We start from the raw sequence: 15,634 nt of genomic DNA, 5'->3' as shown, positions 1-15,634 counted from the left end.
TACCAGGGTCGTCATGAGCTACGCAGCCGTAAGCTGTGCAGCAATCTCATGCAATAATAATAAACTCCCAAGATTGCTTCGTAATTTTCTCGCAATGACCATTTACCGATTACCTGCTCGCAATGACGATTTGGGTTGACAATGTGCTATTAACGTTGTTAGTATGCTTTTACATACATAGCCAGCTCTTATAAGCTAACAAGATAAATAATTCTTTAAACCGCAAGAATACATAAAACTTTCTAAAAATCTAATTTGATTCCTAACTTAAATAAGTATATTACTTACCTTTAAACTTGATTGCTAACTCAACTTTTCAATTATAATCTATTAATAATAAAATAATGAACACAACTAATAAAGAATCCACAACAGAACTTAACAATACCGAATCCAATAACAATTATAATAATTTTGCAGAGAACGGTAATATTATTAATTTAAAACAATTAAAACGTAAATTACCGGAGGAACTACAAGCTCAAGCAGAAGAATTAAAAATTGAAAATATTAATTCATTACTTAAACAAGAATTAGTTTTTGCAATTTTGAAAAAATCCGTAGAGCAGGGAGTTTTAATAGTGGGAGAGGGGGTACTTGAAGTACTACCTGACGGATTTGGTTTTTTACGTTCGCCGGAAGTAAACTACTTAGCAGGCCCTGATGATATTTATATTTCTCCTAGTCAGATTCGTCGCTTTGGTCTGCGTACCGGTGATACTGTAGAAGGTCAGATCAGAGCTCCAAAAGCCGGAGAACGTTATTTTGCTTTACTGAAAGTCAATAGAGTAAATTTTGAAGACCCTTCTAAAGCTTATCATCGTGTTCATTTTGATAATTTAACCCCCTTATATCCTGATGAAAAATTAGGATTAGAACTTGAAAATAATAGTAAAGATAGTAAGGATTTTAGTACACGGGTTATTGAACTTGTTGCCCCTATGGGTAAAGGACAACGTGCATTAATAGTAGCACCGCCTCGTACAGGTAAAACCGTACTATTACAAAATATAGCACATGCAATTACAACCAATAATCCGGAAGTATTTTTAATAGTACTGTTAATAGACGAAAGACCTGAAGAAGTAACCGATATGCAACGTTCCGTGCGTGGGGAGGTTGTTAGCTCTACTTTCGATGAACCGGCAAGTAGGCACGTGCAGCTTGCAGAAATGGTTATCAAAAAAGCAAAGCGTTTAGTAGAACATAAAAAAGATGTGGTAATTTTAGTAGATGCGATAACACGTTTAGCTCGTGCTTATAATACCGTAGTGCCGTCATCAGGTAAAGTATTAACGGGCGGTGTTGATGCTAATGCTCTTCAGAGACCTAAAAGATTTTTCGGAGCAGCAAGAAATATTGAAAACGGCGGTTCGCTTACTATAATCGGTACGGCTTTAATTGAAACCGGTTCTCGTATGGATGAGGTAATTTTTGAGGAGTTTAAAGGTACAGGTAATTCCGAGATAGTTCTAGATCGTAAGATTGCCGATAAGCGTATTTATCCGGCTATTGATATAACTAGATCAGGAACTAGAAAAGAAGATTTATTAGTAGATAAAATAATATTAAATAAAATGTGGGTTCTTCGTCGTATTATCGATCCAATGGGTAGCAGTGAAGCAATAGAATTTTTACTCAAAAAACTTGAAAATACTAAAACTAACGGTGAGTTTTTTGAGATGATGAAGAGTCCTGAACGTCCTAAGAACGGTCTATAGTCAATTGATACCTATATTGTGCTTCGTTGTGCGTCGGCCTCACCCTATTATATTATAGGCTTCGCTCCTCACGCCTGTCACAGTATAGGTCTGCATTTAGTATTCTAAAAAAGTATATAAGATCATGAGTATAACACCTGATTATTTAATTGAAAGAAGACAAATAAAATCTCGTTTGTTAATTTGGAAGCTAGCAGCTATTATTTTAATTGCGATCGTATTCTTACTAGTCGGTAAAGATTTTGCTCCAAAAGAGGTGTTACCTATTAATAGTAATGAAGACTATATAGCTTCCGTATTAATGAAATAATTCTTGAAGACGAAAAGCGTGACAAAAAACTCAAAAAAATAATCGATGATTCTCATATTAAAGCGTTAATAGTTAACGTAAATTCTCCCGGCGGTACGGTAAGTCGGCGCTGAAAAAATTTATAATATTCTGCGTAAAATATCCGCAAAAAAGCCGGTAGTGATAGTTATGGGAACAATGGCTGCAAGCGGCGGTTATTTAATCTCTCTTGGAGGTGATTATATTATCAGCCATAACGGAACTATTACGGGTTCAATCGGTGTAATACTACAAACAGCCGAGGTAACGGAGCTTGCTCAAAAATTGGGGATTAAGTTTAATAATTTCAAATCGGGTGAATTAAAAGCTGTCCCAAATCCTACCGAAAAACTGACGGAAGCAGTGCGGGTAGCCATTATGGACAATATAGAAGATACTTATAATTTCTTCCTTGAACTTGTTTCAGAGAGGCGTAATCTTCCTATAGAAGAAGTAAAAAAGCTCGCAGACGGACGAGTATATTCAGGTCGTCAGGTTTTAAAGTTAAAGCTTGTGGATGCTATAGGCTCGGAAGATACTGCATTAAAATGGTTACAGGAAGTTCAGAAAATTAATGTTAATCTACTAGTTAAAGATTATCAATTAAAACCAAAATTAATGGACATAATACTTGAAGATTTTGATAGTATAGCACCTAGTTTTTTTAAAAATAGTTTTAACGGAATCAAAGCGATTTTTTAATAATGATTACTAAGAATTATTTAATAGATAAAATACATGATAAGCTGAATTATCTTTCTAAAGAAGATGTTAAAGATTCAGTAGATTTAATTTTAGATTATCTAAACGAATCTCTTAAACAACAAAAGCGTATCGAAATCAGAAATTTCGGTAATTTCTCTATCCGCAAACGCAAATTTCCTGAAAGCGAAAAATTCTATAATACGGTTTATTACAGAATGCCTAAAAATTTATTTAAGGAATAAATTTCCATGGCTCTTCATACTGAAGATTTAGAACTCTTCAAAAAAATATTATCGATAGATGGGAAGCTGATTATTCAAGCACTTAATATAGACTCTTTTATATATCACGATATTATAGGTAATGGGCAATATGATTCTTTTTTTGAAGCATTATATAATTACTTAAATGATAGTACACCAACAATCATGCCTTTAGTATCTGAATAAGAAAGAATATTATCCTATTGTTGAAGAATTATGTAATGAATCTTTAAAGGAAAAAACATCATCAATAATGATATATTTAGAAAAAGAATCTGATAATCACCCTCTACCTAGATGGGAATATGAAGAAACTTTAGAATATTATTTAAAAACTAGAAAAAATTATGATAAGCTTAAACCTGAACCCGAAATAGAAAGAAGCAAAGATGAACCTAATTTAAATTATGCAGAATTAGATTTAAAATATTATGAAGAATCTTTAGACTATTACTGAAAGGTTATAGGGTAGGGTAATAAAATTTTCCTCTCACTTGACATTATAATAATAGGCAGCTATCTTAAGTGTAAAATTAAAACAGGGTATTTATGATAAGGTATTTAATAATTTTATTTGCTTCTATAGCTTTAATTGGCTGTACCGGTCCAAAAACTACGAAACCCAAAGAAGTAGTAGAGCTTGACGGTGATCCAAGCTATACAATTATGCAAACAATCGATAGTACTAACAGAAATATCGCTAGCACTACTTCATCTCTTCCGAGTACTCCGGCTAGATAGAAATGTTTGCTATTATTTCTTCTGCTAAAACTCTAAATTTCGAGAAGTTAGCTCCCAAGACGGAGCTGACGATTCCAATGTTCCTTACGTTAACTAATAAACTACTTTCTACACTCCAAAGCTATTCTGAGAATCAATTATCGAAAATAATGAATATAAGTGCAAAACTTGCACATATAAATAAAGAAAGATTTAAGGATTTTGATAATCAAGAGAGTAAAGCGGCTATTTTTGCTTATGCAGGAGATGTTTTTAATAATATACATATAGAAAAATTAACTAATCATGCATTAAATTTCTTGCAATCACATTTGCTTATTATATCAGGACTTTACGGAGTCTTAAAACCGCTAGATACTATTAAGCCGTATAGATTAGAAATGGCAACAAAATTAAATGAAATAAATTTAACAAACTTTTGGCAAGATGAAGTCACTAATTATATTAATAAAATTCTTGCTAAACAGGAAAATAAATATTTACTCAACCTAGCATCACAAGAATATTCATCTGTAATAAACCCAAATAAACTTAAATATCAATTAGTTAACGTTCATTTTAAAGAAAATAGGAACGGTAAATTATCAACAATCGGTATAAATGCTAAAAAAGCTCGAGGGGCGATGGTCAAGGTTATTGCTAACAACCTAATTGACTCACCTGAGCTACTTAAGAATTTCTCATATTTAGGTTATGCATTTAGTACTAAACACTCATCCGATAACGAATTGGTGTTTATTAAGAGTTAAAATAGTAGGGGTGAAATACCAATAGAAATGCTTCAAGTTATTAACTTTAATTAAAAAATTAGTATTTTCTTTACAAAATAGTGGGTTTACTTTATAATACATGCCTATTTATTAATAAGTATTTATTATGATAAAAAATTTATGATAAAAAATCCTAAATCTTCAGCAGTCTCAAAATTTAATCCTATAGCATCTAAGTTAAAGCCCGATTGGTGATCAGGGAGTTAGAAACACCGTCAACAAGAACAGCTGAGTAGTTTTTAGGCTTAAAGTTAATACTCTAAGCCCTGAACATGACTACCTACCTCCCCGACCGTAAAATATCGAGGAATAAACCAATTTAACGGTAATTTTACCGCCTGTTGATGGAGGTTTCTATACTCCAGAACAACCTTAGCTGTTCTAAGATGATTCTAAGCAAAACTTTAAACAAGTCAATATTGCTCGCATGACTCGTTTTATGTCATTCCCGCTTTCGCGGAAATGACATCGAGTGGGTTTTTCGAGCCATGCAACAAAGCTTACAGTCGTTTGCAATGACGATATCAATCTTTATTTTGCAATACCTTTTATGCTATCTGTAAAACAAGATTAAAGCGAATAGCGGGTTATCCACTCGCGTTGTTATAATACAAGGCTATCATTAATCGTTTACTCCTAGTCCTGCAAGCATTATATTCTCTATTCTCATCACATAGTCATAAGTTGCAGAATAACCTGAATTTATTAATGCTTCTTTTTGTTCAGCTGTGATATCAAAACTTAAAGCTGATATATTATGATCATCAATAAAAACTGTTCTATCATGATTCTGAAAACAACTTATCAAGTCAAAGCTTGTGAGAACTTCAGCTAATGCATATAGTTGATCCACAACAGTAGTAGTATCCACAAACGGTTTAGGTTCTGTACCATTCTGATAAGCTTCTAATATTTCTTTATTGATTGGTTTAAACCCAAGAGTTTTATAATTTTTATTATCTGTTTGAGGGAGGCTTCGTGCTGCAGTTTTATCATCAAACACCTCAACCAGGTAATTATTCGTAACTCCACCATCCACATATGTTGAAACTACTCCTTGGACAGTTTTTTGTACGGGCTGAAAATATATAGGAAAAGCCCCTGAAGCGTATACGAATTTTACGACTTTCTCATCAGGAGCATTTTCATAAGATAGAATTTCCGGAAATACTGTCATGTAGCTGTTTAAAAGTAATATCGGGGTCAAATCCCTTGTTTTTTAATATTGCCTTAAAAATTCTTCTAGATATTTCTCAGAATTTAACCCTCCGTAGAATACAAGATTATACACTTGGTCCTATTTACTAGTATGATCTGAAAATTTATTAAAATCAATTTTCTTAAGTATATCCTCAATTTCTTCCGGTTGATATCCTAGTGCTATGGAGAAAGCAGCTATTGCACCACCGGAAGCTCCAACTACTTTCTGGATATTTTTTTAAACAATCTTTGTCTTTTAATGCCTTTAGAGCCCCTGCATACGCGATGACTTTTACTCCACCACCTACAAAGGCTAAGTTCTTTATTTCTAACATTTTCAATACCTTGATTTAGTTAATATAATTTAGGCTTTATTAAAAGACATTAGATTATTAATATTTTTGTAAAAATTGATAAGATTTGTACTAAAATAGCTACTTCTATTTCAAAAAAGCTTTATAATTCAGTAACAAAAAATAGCTACAATATATTAATTTAATTCTTCTTAATAAAACGTAAATTAATATTTGTGACTTTTTATCTATTTTTTTCCTAGATCTTACAATCAAGTAGACGTTGTTGCGTGGATCGGTTTTTCCGTCATTGCGAGGAATTTGCATAGCAATTGACGAAGCAATCTCAGGAGTTTGTTATTATTTCATGAGACTGCCACGCAGCCTACGGCTGCTCGCAATGACGACATCATTCTTTACTTAGCAATACCTTTTATTCCACCTGTAAATTTTGTTGCATAATAAAACTATCACTTATATACTGTCGCTAATGATTAATTTGCTTAAAGTTATATGGTAAGTAGTAATTTTTATAAAAATCTAGGGCCACGAAAACTAACAGCAATTATAGATTTTTTACACGATATTATAGCACCTCCTAAGATTCATGAAGATATAGCTATTCATGATATTAAAATTCTGCAGGAAGCATCACCAAATGATATTAGCTTTTTAAGCAATCCTAAATACTCCGAATTTTTAAAAACTACCAAAGCTGCTGCTTGTATAGTGCCGAAAAATTTTACGGGAGAAGCAAATCCAAATACTGTTTTATTACACGCCCAGAACTCATATTTTGCTTATAGCAAATTAATAGATTTTTTTTATGCTCCTATTAAATCATACCCTACTAAAATAATGAAATCCGCTATTGTTGCAGATTCGGCGACTATCGGAAAAAATTGTTATATAGGTCACAATGTAGTTATTGAAGACGATGTTATTATAGGTGATAATAGTATTATAGAAGCTGGAAGTTTTATAGGTAGAGGAGTAAATATCGGCAGAAACGCTAGAATAGAACAACATGTTTCAATAAATTATGCAATTATAGGCGACGACGTCGTAATACTTGCAGGTGCAAAAATTGGACAGGACGGGTTTGGATTTTCTACCGAAAAAGGCGTACATCACAAAATATTTCATATAGGAATAGTTAAAATCGGCAATAATGTTGAAATTGGTGCAAACACTACTATTGATAGAGGATCACTTCAAGATACAATTATAAAAGATTTATGCCGCATAGATAATTTAGTACAAATAGGGCATGGCGTCAAAATAGGTAAAGGCTCTATTATCGTAGCACAGACAGGTATAGCAGGAAGTAGCACGATCGGTAAATATTGTGCTCTTGGAGGGCAAGTAGGAATCGCCGGACATCTAAATATAGGCGACGGGGCACAGGTAGCGGCACAAGGCGGTGTAGCACAAAATATAGAAGCAGGTAAAATTGTCGGCGGCAGCCCTGCAATTCCTATTATGGATTGGCATAGACAATCTATTATTATGAAACAATTACTAAAGACCTCTAATAGCAAATTAAAAAAGTAGCTTGCTATTGAAAAGAGCTTTGTTGTTGCATGAATACCTGAGTCGTCATTGTGAGCAGCCATAGGCTACGGTGGCAATCCAAAAAAATTAGAAAAAAGTGCTGATTTTAGTACTTTTTACTAGATTGCTTCGTCAATTATTTCATAATTTCCTCGCAATGACGGAAAATTTACATTAAAGAAGAGATCTAAATAAATGATCATAGATATTACCGAAATCATGGATTGGATACCTCATCGCTATCCATTTTTATTAGTAGATAGAGTACTTAAAATCGATCCTAACAAATCAATAACAGGTATTAAAAACGTTACTGTTAACGAACCGCAATTTACAGGACATTTTCCGGCAAGGCCTGTTATGCCCGGTGTTCTAATGGTTGAGGCTATGGCACAATTAGCTGCTATATTAGTTGCTAAATCTTTAGGTTCTACTAAGAATAAAGAAGTGTTTTTAATGACTATCGAAAATGCAAAATTTCGTAGAATTGTTCAGCCGGGGGATACTATGCATATCCACGCTGTTATTGATCAGCAAAGAGCTAACGTATGGAAATTTTCAAGTACGGTTACGGTCGAAGGTGAAATAGCTGCAGAAAGTAAGTTTACCGCAATGATTAAAGATAAAACATAGGGACATAGTGTCAAATTCTAATATCCATACTACAGCTGTAATTGCAGAAGGTACAAAGCTTGGTAACAACGTAAAAATCGGACCGTATTGTATTATAGGTCCTAAAGTTGTGCTTCATGACAATGTCGAGCTAAAATCCCATGTAGTAATTGAAGGGATTACCGAAATCGGCGAAAATACCGTAATCTATCCTTTTGCATCAATAGGTCAACCTCCACAAATCTTAAAATATGCTAATGAGCGATCAAGCACGATAATTGGCTCTAATAATACTATTAGAGAATATGTTACGGTACAAGCAGGAAGCCAAGGCGGCGGAATGATGACAAGAGTAGGAAATAATAATTTATTTATGGTCGGCGTCCATATAGGTCATGATTGTAAAATCGGCAATAATGTAGTATTTGCTAATTATGTAAGCCTAGCAGGTCATATTGGGGTAGGTGATTATGCAATAATCGGCGGACTGTCTGCCGTACATCAATATGCTAGAATCGGTGAATATTCGATGATCGGCGGGCTATCGCCGGTCGGAGCAGATGTAATACCGTTTGGGCTTGTAAGTAGCAAACGTGCGGTGCTTGAGGGCTTAAATCTAATCGGTATGAATAGAAAAGGGTTTGATAAAGTAAAGTCTTTAAGTGCTTTAAAAGCTATCGAAGAAATCTTCTCAGGTGAAGGTAATTTTGCTGAGCGTATAAAACAAGTTGCTGAGAAATATAACAATAATTCTATAGTAATACAAATTATCGATTTTCTTAATCAAGATAGTAGTAGAGCATTTTGTCGTTTTGAGAAGTAAATTTATTTAACTAGCGATATGTAACACTTTGTGTTACAATTAAATATTATAAGGAGGATAAAAATGACAAAAAGTATTACGACTAGTATACGCTTAGAAATAAATTTAAATAAAAACTTGAAAAAGCAACTTATGATTTACACCGTGAAAAAAGCTGGATAATTAGGTGAAGCAATACGTATATATCTTAAACAACTAGAAAATTCAGACCTAGCCAAAGAAGCTAAACGTCAATCCTTATTAGCTAGTAAAGAAAACAATCCTGATGCCAACTTATGGTTAAAACACAATGAAGAAAGTTGGTTAGATGAATGGAAATAATAGAAATTAAAAAAAGATATATTGTTGCTTGGTGTAATATCTGGAGATTATGGTAAACCTCGCTCCGCTGTTGTTGTTCAATCTAATTTATATAAAAATCATCCCAGTATAACAGTTTGCCTTCACAACGGATTTAATAGATGCCCCACAACTTTTCACCTGTTATTGACTCCTACAGAGCTAAATGGTTTTAATTTAGAATCTCATATTATGGTTGATGAAATTAGTGCTATAAGAAGTGATAAAATTCAAAAAAATTGGTGAATTATCACCTGAAACAACTAGAAGAGTTAATTGAAGCTATTATATTAAATTATGGATGAATTAGCCACTAATTTTCTCATTTTTTCTTGCAAAGAGTTTTGGCGTAAACGAGTTTTCAAGCTCTTAAAATCAACTATTTCTGCATTTTGATTTTGCTGGCTACATGCAAAAATATATTTCTGCTCTCCTTTAACTTTTTGAATACATTGTCCGCAAATTCCTTTCATCATACATTGCATCGATGAATTAACGCTAACTATTATTTTTGTATTTTCACTGAATATTTCATTTTTTAGACTTTGCAATTCTTCTATTATTTCAGGAGAAGCATTAATTATTACTATATCCACTAAAACTAATTTACGGATTTTTATATCAGGATAGGTAACAAATATAACTTCATTATTATTTTCTTTTAGAACTTTTAATAAGCCTATATTACCGACTTCGAAATCAACAATAACTATTTTTTTATTTTGAGGTATTTCTAGCGACGAACCTGTCGGTCCCATTAAAACTACTTTCTCATTTTCGGATAATGTTTTACATAAGCTAGTAGATTTACCGACTTCAAAAACTATAAAGCTAATTAAGCCTTTTTCTACATCAATATCGATAGGGCTTAAGGCTACAGGCTCTATTAACTTAGCAGCATCTTCAGAATAATTTTGTAAGCGAAAAAACTGTCCGAACTTAAAATTTTTAGCAGCAAGCGGCGAATGAATTATCAACTCAAAAGTTTTATCATCTAAAATATTTATTTTATTAACCCTAGAAGTCAGCAAATAATCAAGCTGCGTACAAAAATCTTTATAACTACCTTTAAAGCTAGGATTATTATTTATAAGCTTTTTGTTAATAGCATCGTACCCTTCTTTGGTACTAGCAAGAGCCTTCACTACACTACCCGAATATTTAGGATTACAATCACCGAAATAGCTATATTTATCCTCATCGAATTGAGTGTTATTTTCTATACCGATTGCCATAATCACGGTTTTGGTTTTGATGTCATTGCGAGGAAATGCGTAGCATTGACGCGGCAATCTTGTTAAGTCAAACTCCTGAGATTGCCACGCAGTCTTTGACTGCTCGCAATGACGGTTTCGATTCTCAAACTCCACAGATTCCACATGACCGTATTTATCAATATTAATCCTTAAAGGTTGCATATTTTCCTTAAAATCAACACCGAGTGCTAATGCATATATTAGCTCCTCGTGATTTAATTTATATGCCGGCGAATCTTGTAATCTTCCACGATAGTAGACAGTAGCACCCCCAAGCTTATTAAAAACCTTTCTTAATTCTTCATTATTCTTAGCTTCTTTAAACAATTTTGCATGAGCAATAAATTCTTCAGCTATTTCTTTATCTTCCTCCGTTAAATCTTTTTCTATATAATCTTCGGCAAATTCCTCTACTTGTTTTTTATAGTAATATAAACTTTCCGTTGCTGCGTCTAAGGAAGTAAGACCGCCGCCTATTACCGCAATCGGCATCCTAATTACCATATTAGTACTAGAATTTTTCAAAAATGCCCCTCCGTTTTGCAAAGTCATTAAGAAATCAGAAGCCGTTTTTACGCCCTTAGCTTCAAAATTTTCTATATCCAAAACTTTCGGCTGACCTGCTCCAATGCAAAAAGCTATATAATCAAAACCCAAATCGAAAGCTTGTTCTTTCGTTATATTAAAATCTAAAGCTACTCCGTCATAATATTTGAAATTATTATTTCTCTCTAATATTAGCCGCAATATATCGAGATTGTTTTTATCCCACCGAACAGTAATCCCATATTCCGCTACCCCTCCAAATCCTCTTGGCATTCTTTCCGATAACAAATTTTTATATTCATGCCAAAATTTTATAGGCTTATGAACGTCAAAAGGCAGTAGAGTAATTCTTAAACCGTCAATAGCCACAACATTATGACCTGACCGTAATAAATAATAGCTAAGACTAAAACCTGCAGGACCAAGACCGGTAACTAAAATATTATAATTAGTAGGTTCTTTCGGAAGCGGTGCATAAATATTAAGCGGATTCCAACGAGTAAGCAGTAAATATATCTCTAAGCCGTAAGGTAATTTAAGTGTTTCTTCTAAAATATTTGATTCTATTAATGGGATATTTACCGGATCTTGCTTTTGGTAAATACAAGCTTTTGAGCAATCATTACAAATTCTATGACCTGTTGCTGCAACCATCGGATTATCAATAACGATAATAGCAAGAGCACTTAGGTTAAAACCTTGTGCCTTAACATAGTTCATTTCAGAAATTTTTTGTTTTAACGGGCAGCCTTGTTTTAAATCCGTCATTGCGAGCGACTGCAAGGAGCGTGGCAATCTCGTCAAATCTCCTGAGATTGCCACGTCGCTTCGCTCCTCGCAATGACGATTCTGAGGTTGCAGTAATCCCTTAGAACAGCTATCCTTATCTTGCTTATGGCAATAAATACAATAATGAGAATGGTTTAAAGCTTCATCTAGATTTAAAAAAGAATCTGTATAGTCAAAATCTACTCTCTCATTTTTTTGATATTTTAATATTTTTTTATCGTCTATTAGATTTTCTTTATCTAGTTTTTGTGGGAGGTTGAATAGGATGTTATCCTGTGGCTTGATACTCTCACACAAATAAACCCTATACGCAGCATACCTAGCTGCTATGTCTAATTCTTCTGCAAAACTTTCTTCTGCCTGTTGCCATATAATTATTTGTTTGGCAAATTCTCTAGAAGTAAAATTCGCACCTATTAAATCAGTTAGTTTTAAATACACATCTTCAAAATCAATATCTTTTATTTTTTCCAGTGGATATTTTTTTACGGCAACACGTTGAACAAATTTTCTTTTACATTCATAAATAATATCAAAATCTTTATATTTTAACCTTGATATCGTTATTTCTTTTGAAATACAAAATAACTCTGCTAAAAAATCGTCTAAATGAGGGGAAATTTTTAGCAAAAATTCGGAATAATCTTTTGGAATAATGGAGAGAGGAGTCGATCTAAATAACATTAAATCTTTATGCAAAGATCTATCAGCTTTAAAGAGATAATCTAAAAATATTTGATCTAATTTTTTAAGTCCGGTTAAATCTAATTCATTAAAATTTAGATTAAAACCAAGTTTCATAAATAATAAATAACTCTTTTAGAAAATTGTCTATAAATTAAATAACTGATACAAACAGTAATAAATGCAACTATAATAGACTTAACTATCAGCATCATACCTGGTAATGTTCCGTCAATCACCAACGCTTGTACGGGTCTTATAACTAAAAAGAACGGATTAAATTCAAAATATATCTTTTTAGACTCCGGAATTAGCGAATATGGATAAACTATAGGTATACTCCAATAAATAACTCCAAGAATAACACTCAACATTTGCGGAATATCTCGAATATACGGCGTTAAAAATGCTACTGCGATAGAACCGCTAATCACACATATTATTAAGGGCAAAATTAATATCGGCATAAATATTATTTGCCAAGAAAATTTTTCTGGAAATAATAAAATAAAAGCAAAATACATTGCCGAAAATGAGCAAATTAAAGTATATAATTGCCCTAAGCTATCCGCAACAGGAAAAAAAGTCTTAGAAATTCTAACTTTTTTTATTATTTGATCACGTGTAACTAAAGAACTTGAACAAATCGTTAAGCTGCTTACTATAAAACTCCACAAAGGAATACCACCGACTAAGTTCATTACCATAAATTCTCTCGGCTGTTTTAATAAAAAACCGAAAAAATATGAAATTACCATTATGTGAATAAAAGGCTGAATTAAACTCCATAAAGAACCTAAAAAAGAATCTTTATTTTGCCTAATTATAGAAGCTTTAACTAGTAATGCTATTGCCCGCCAGTATTTTTTAGAAAAAAAATACTTTATCATTTATGAATTTCCTTGTTGTTGGTTATAGATTTTAAACATTTCCGATGGTGTACCATCACCTATAATATTGCCGTCTTTTAATAAAATACATCTATCGCAATTATCTTTTATAATTTCTTCTTGATGGCTTACTATTATTGAAATAGGAGTATTTTTAAATTTATTCTTCATTAAACTAAGAGATTTTTCTATAAAATAGCTATCGCCTGCCGCAAAAACTTCATCAAGTAATAGAATCTGCGGATTTTGAAATATCGATACAGAAAAAGCAAGACGTGATAACATACCGGAGCTATAAATTTTTATCGGTAAATCAATTTTACTACCAAGTTCTGAAAAATCTATAATTTCTTTTTCAATTTTTTTGCTATATTTATCCAGCATATTATTATATAGCATTAACATTTTTATATTTTCACGACCAGTTTGCTCAGACTCAAAACCAACTCCCATATCTATAATTGCCGCAATATCTCCATGAACTTTGACTGTACCGGATTTTAACGGATATATTCCGGCGATTAACTTTAGAAACGAACTTTTTCCCGAACCGTTACTCCCTATAAAAGCTATTTTTTCTCCCTCATAACAAGAAAAATTAATATTGTTTAATATAGGTATATTTGGAGAAAGAGAGACTCCTTTTTTCAAGAAGAAATGCTTTAAACCTTGAGCTCTTTTATGAGTATCAATACCTTCAACATAACCATTAGTTATCTCTATAAATACTTTTGGATAGCTAAGTGACATAAAATAAATATTAAATAGATTTATTAATCCAATCTAAAAGAGAATTTTTTTGTTGCAAACCTATTTTAGTATCTTTTTGTTCACCATTTTTAAATAACATTATCGTTGGAATACTACGAATACCGTATTCTGAAGGAGTGTTAGGATTTTCATCAATATTCATTTTAAGTACTTTTACTTTGCCTTGTAATTCTTTACTGATTTCATCTATTATCGGTGTTAACATTTTACACGGTCCGCACCATTCTGCCCAAAAATCAACCAGTACAGGTAAATCCGATTCTAATACTTCCTTTTTAAAAGAGCTATCCATTACGTTATTTGCCATAAATTCCTCTATGTTTTTGTAGCATTGTCCATATGGCTTTTATGTCATCCCCGCGTGTAGGCGGGGATGACATCGAGTAGGTTTTTCAATCTATACAACAAAGTCGCTTTTAGCTAGGAATGACATAGTGTTGCTTTCGGATTCATATGGACAACATCTATATTTATAAATAAAATTATAAAGTACAGGCTTCTACTTGTAAATAATGAAAATCTTTTTATTTATTATATTTATTTTTTCTATTATAATATATTCGCATTATTAAAGCTGCTGTTTCCTCTATTGATCTAGTCGACACATCAATTACCGGCCAATTTCTTTGATCACAAATTTTTCTGACTTCTAGGCACTCTTTTTGTACTATATTAAAATCCGTATAGCTTTTATTTTCGTTAATTTGTAATAGATTTAATCTAGCTTCTCTTATCTCAATTAACCTATTTGGATTAATAACGAGTCCTACTACCAATTGATCTATATCTTTTTCTATAAAATCAGGAAAGGGGCAATTATAAACATAAGGAATATTGGCAGCTTTTAAACCGTTATACGCTAGAAATACGGAAGTCGGTGTCTTAGAAGTTCTAGAAGGACCTATTAATATTATATCAGCCTCTGATAATTCATTAAGCATTTGTCCGTCATCATGTCTTATAGCATAATCTATGGCATTAAGTGTATCAAAATAAGTTTTATCAAATTTATAATTATTGTAATTCTGTTCTTTTTCTATTTCAATACCTGAAAAAACAGACATTTCTTTAATAATTTTACCTATTACAGAAATACATGGAATTTTTAATTCATAGCAAAATTTCGTTAAAGTTTTTCGGAGTTCTTGATCGGCAATCGTATATAATACTATCCCATGTTTATATTCTATTTTACTTAATACTTCATTTAGCAATTCCAAATTTCTAATCATTGGCCAATGATATAATTTTGGTTTTACGGAAGTAAATTGTGCAAGGGCAGAATTTGCTGCATATTTTGCAGTTTGCACGGAAGAGTCTGAAACTAAGTGAATAATTAGCTTTGTCAT

General features: G+C 32.4%; 17 protein-coding genes and 2 pseudogenes. 12 read left to right on the top strand and 7 right to left on the bottom strand.

Annotation, left to right across the window (positions count from 1 at the left end; translation table 11 throughout):
- Positions 1–344 precede the first annotated feature (344 nt).
- The 7 genes and pseudogenes from rho to RPR_RS00070 all read left to right on the top strand — a co-directional run bounded on the left by rho (position 345) and on the right by RPR_RS00070 (position 4,507).
- Entirely contained in the window at positions 345–1,721 is a 1,377-nt protein-coding gene (rho, locus tag RPR_RS00100) for a transcription termination factor Rho (protein WP_012736340.1), read from the top strand.
- Positions 1,722–1,845: 124 nt separating this feature from the next.
- Positions 1,846–2,751, top strand: a pseudogene (gene sppA / locus RPR_RS00095) (signal peptide peptidase SppA).
- A gap of 2 nt (positions 2,752–2,753) precedes the next feature.
- Complete coding sequence (locus RPR_RS00090) at positions 2,754–2,996, top strand: HU family DNA-binding protein (RefSeq protein ID WP_012150884.1); 243 nt, start codon at positions 2,754–2,756, stop codon at positions 2,994–2,996.
- A 6-nt stretch (positions 2,997–3,002) separates the two neighbouring features.
- Entirely contained in the window at positions 3,003–3,203 is a 201-nt protein-coding gene (locus RPR_RS00085) for a hypothetical protein (RefSeq protein WP_085065572.1), read from the top strand.
- 67 nt (positions 3,204–3,270) lie between these two features.
- Complete coding sequence (locus tag RPR_RS00080; RefSeq protein WP_016916841.1) at positions 3,271–3,474, top strand: hypothetical protein; 204 nt, start codon at positions 3,271–3,273, stop codon at positions 3,472–3,474.
- A gap of 92 nt (positions 3,475–3,566) precedes the next feature.
- Positions 3,567–3,758 carry a hypothetical protein gene (locus RPR_RS00075; RefSeq protein WP_085065571.1) on the top strand — a complete coding sequence of 64 codons (192 nt, stop codon included), beginning with the start codon at positions 3,567–3,569 and terminating at the stop codon, positions 3,756–3,758.
- Positions 3,759–3,760: 2 nt separating this feature from the next.
- Entirely contained in the window at positions 3,761–4,507 is a 747-nt protein-coding gene (locus tag RPR_RS00070) for a YaaA family protein (RefSeq protein ID WP_012736339.1), read from the top strand.
- A gap of 643 nt (positions 4,508–5,150) precedes the next feature.
- Here RPR_RS00070 and RPR_RS00065 read toward each other — a convergent pair.
- Entirely contained in the window at positions 5,151–5,735 is a 585-nt protein-coding gene (locus tag RPR_RS00065) for a patatin-like phospholipase family protein (protein WP_228368857.1), read from the bottom strand.
- 90 nt (positions 5,736–5,825) lie between these two features.
- On the bottom strand, positions 5,826–5,912 hold the full coding sequence (locus tag RPR_RS09840; RefSeq protein WP_350223204.1) for a hypothetical protein: 87 nt from the start codon (positions 5,910–5,912) through the stop codon (positions 5,826–5,828).
- Between the two features lie 622 nt (positions 5,913–6,534).
- On the opposite strand from RPR_RS09840, the gene lpxD reads away from it, so the two are divergent.
- The 5 genes and pseudogenes from lpxD (at position 6,535) to RPR_RS00030 (ending at position 9,595) form a co-directional block, all read left to right on the top strand.
- Entirely contained in the window at positions 6,535–7,575 is a 1,041-nt protein-coding gene (gene lpxD, locus RPR_RS00050) for a UDP-3-O-(3-hydroxymyristoyl)glucosamine N-acyltransferase (protein WP_012736337.1), read from the top strand.
- Positions 7,576–7,770: 195 nt separating this feature from the next.
- Positions 7,771–8,208: a 3-hydroxyacyl-ACP dehydratase FabZ gene (fabZ, locus tag RPR_RS00045; protein ID WP_004997000.1), complete on the top strand. Its 438-nt coding sequence runs from the start codon at positions 7,771–7,773 to the stop codon at positions 8,206–8,208.
- A gap of 7 nt (positions 8,209–8,215) precedes the next feature.
- Positions 8,216–9,010 carry an acyl-ACP--UDP-N-acetylglucosamine O-acyltransferase gene (gene lpxA / locus RPR_RS00040; protein ID WP_012736336.1) on the top strand — a complete coding sequence of 265 codons (795 nt, stop codon included), beginning with the start codon at positions 8,216–8,218 and terminating at the stop codon, positions 9,008–9,010.
- Positions 9,011–9,073: 63 nt separating this feature from the next.
- A pseudogene (locus RPR_RS09635) lies at positions 9,074–9,331 on the top strand (CopG family ribbon-helix-helix protein).
- A 24-nt stretch (positions 9,332–9,355) separates the two neighbouring features.
- Positions 9,356–9,595, top strand: coding sequence for a type II toxin-antitoxin system PemK/MazF family toxin (locus RPR_RS00030; protein WP_012736335.1), 240 nt, complete (start codon positions 9,356–9,358; stop codon positions 9,593–9,595).
- Positions 9,596–9,639: 44 nt separating this feature from the next.
- On the opposite strand, the gene RPR_RS00025 is transcribed toward RPR_RS00030, so the two are convergent.
- The 5 genes from RPR_RS00025 to RPR_RS00005 all read right to left on the bottom strand — a co-directional run bounded on the left by RPR_RS00025 (position 9,640) and on the right by RPR_RS00005 (position 15,634).
- Positions 9,640–12,741 carry an FAD-dependent oxidoreductase gene (locus RPR_RS00025; protein ID WP_012736334.1) on the bottom strand — a complete coding sequence of 1,034 codons (3,102 nt, stop codon included), beginning with the start codon at positions 12,739–12,741 and terminating at the stop codon, positions 9,640–9,642.
- Positions 12,738–13,514 carry an ABC transporter permease gene (locus RPR_RS00020; protein ID WP_012736333.1) on the bottom strand — a complete coding sequence of 259 codons (777 nt, stop codon included), beginning with the start codon at positions 13,512–13,514 and terminating at the stop codon, positions 12,738–12,740. The genes RPR_RS00025 and RPR_RS00020 overlap by 4 nt, the downstream gene beginning before the upstream one ends.
- Positions 13,515–14,264 carry an ABC transporter ATP-binding protein gene (locus RPR_RS00015; RefSeq protein ID WP_004997012.1) on the bottom strand — a complete coding sequence of 250 codons (750 nt, stop codon included), beginning with the start codon at positions 14,262–14,264 and terminating at the stop codon, positions 13,515–13,517. It abuts the gene before it with no gap.
- 10 nt (positions 14,265–14,274) lie between these two features.
- Positions 14,275–14,592 carry a thioredoxin gene (trxA, locus tag RPR_RS00010; protein ID WP_004997015.1) on the bottom strand — a complete coding sequence of 106 codons (318 nt, stop codon included), beginning with the start codon at positions 14,590–14,592 and terminating at the stop codon, positions 14,275–14,277.
- Between the two features lie 217 nt (positions 14,593–14,809).
- Positions 14,810–15,634: a pyruvate, water dikinase regulatory protein gene (locus RPR_RS00005; RefSeq protein WP_012736332.1), complete on the bottom strand. Its 825-nt coding sequence runs from the start codon at positions 15,632–15,634 to the stop codon at positions 14,810–14,812.

The sequence above is a fragment of the Rickettsia peacockii str. Rustic genome (genome assembly GCF_000021525.1).
Lineage (GTDB): Bacteria > Pseudomonadota > Alphaproteobacteria > Rickettsiales > Rickettsiaceae > Rickettsia > Rickettsia rickettsii.
This window is presented reverse-complemented; position numbering and strand designations above follow the sequence as displayed.

Coding starts and splice junctions, on each gene's coding strand:
- rho (WP_012736340.1), top strand. CDS start 345: ATGAACACAACTAATAAAGAATCCACAACAGAACTTAACAATACCGAA.
- RPR_RS00090 (WP_012150884.1), top strand. CDS start 2,754: ATGATTACTAAGAATTATTTAATAGATAAAATACATGATAAGCTGAAT.
- RPR_RS00085 (WP_085065572.1), top strand. CDS start 3,003: ATGGCTCTTCATACTGAAGATTTAGAACTCTTCAAAAAAATATTATCG.
- RPR_RS00080 (WP_016916841.1), top strand. CDS start 3,271: ATGATATATTTAGAAAAAGAATCTGATAATCACCCTCTACCTAGATGG.
- RPR_RS00075 (WP_085065571.1), top strand. CDS start 3,567: ATGATAAGGTATTTAATAATTTTATTTGCTTCTATAGCTTTAATTGGC.
- RPR_RS00070 (WP_012736339.1), top strand. CDS start 3,761: ATGTTTGCTATTATTTCTTCTGCTAAAACTCTAAATTTCGAGAAGTTA.
- lpxD (WP_012736337.1), top strand. CDS start 6,535: ATGGTAAGTAGTAATTTTTATAAAAATCTAGGGCCACGAAAACTAACA.
- fabZ (WP_004997000.1), top strand. CDS start 7,771: ATGATCATAGATATTACCGAAATCATGGATTGGATACCTCATCGCTAT.
- RPR_RS00025 (WP_012736334.1), bottom strand. CDS start 12,741: ATGAAACTTGGTTTTAATCTAAATTTTAATGAATTAGATTTAACCGGA.
- RPR_RS00020 (WP_012736333.1), bottom strand. CDS start 13,514: ATGATAAAGTATTTTTTTTCTAAAAAATACTGGCGGGCAATAGCATTA.
- RPR_RS00015 (WP_004997012.1), bottom strand. CDS start 14,264: ATGTCACTTAGCTATCCAAAAGTATTTATAGAGATAACTAATGGTTAT.
- trxA (WP_004997015.1), bottom strand. CDS start 14,592: ATGGCAAATAACGTAATGGATAGCTCTTTTAAAAAGGAAGTATTAGAA.
- RPR_RS00005 (WP_012736332.1), bottom strand. CDS start 15,634: ATGACAAAGCTAATTATTCACTTAGTTTCAGACTCTTCCGTGCAAACT.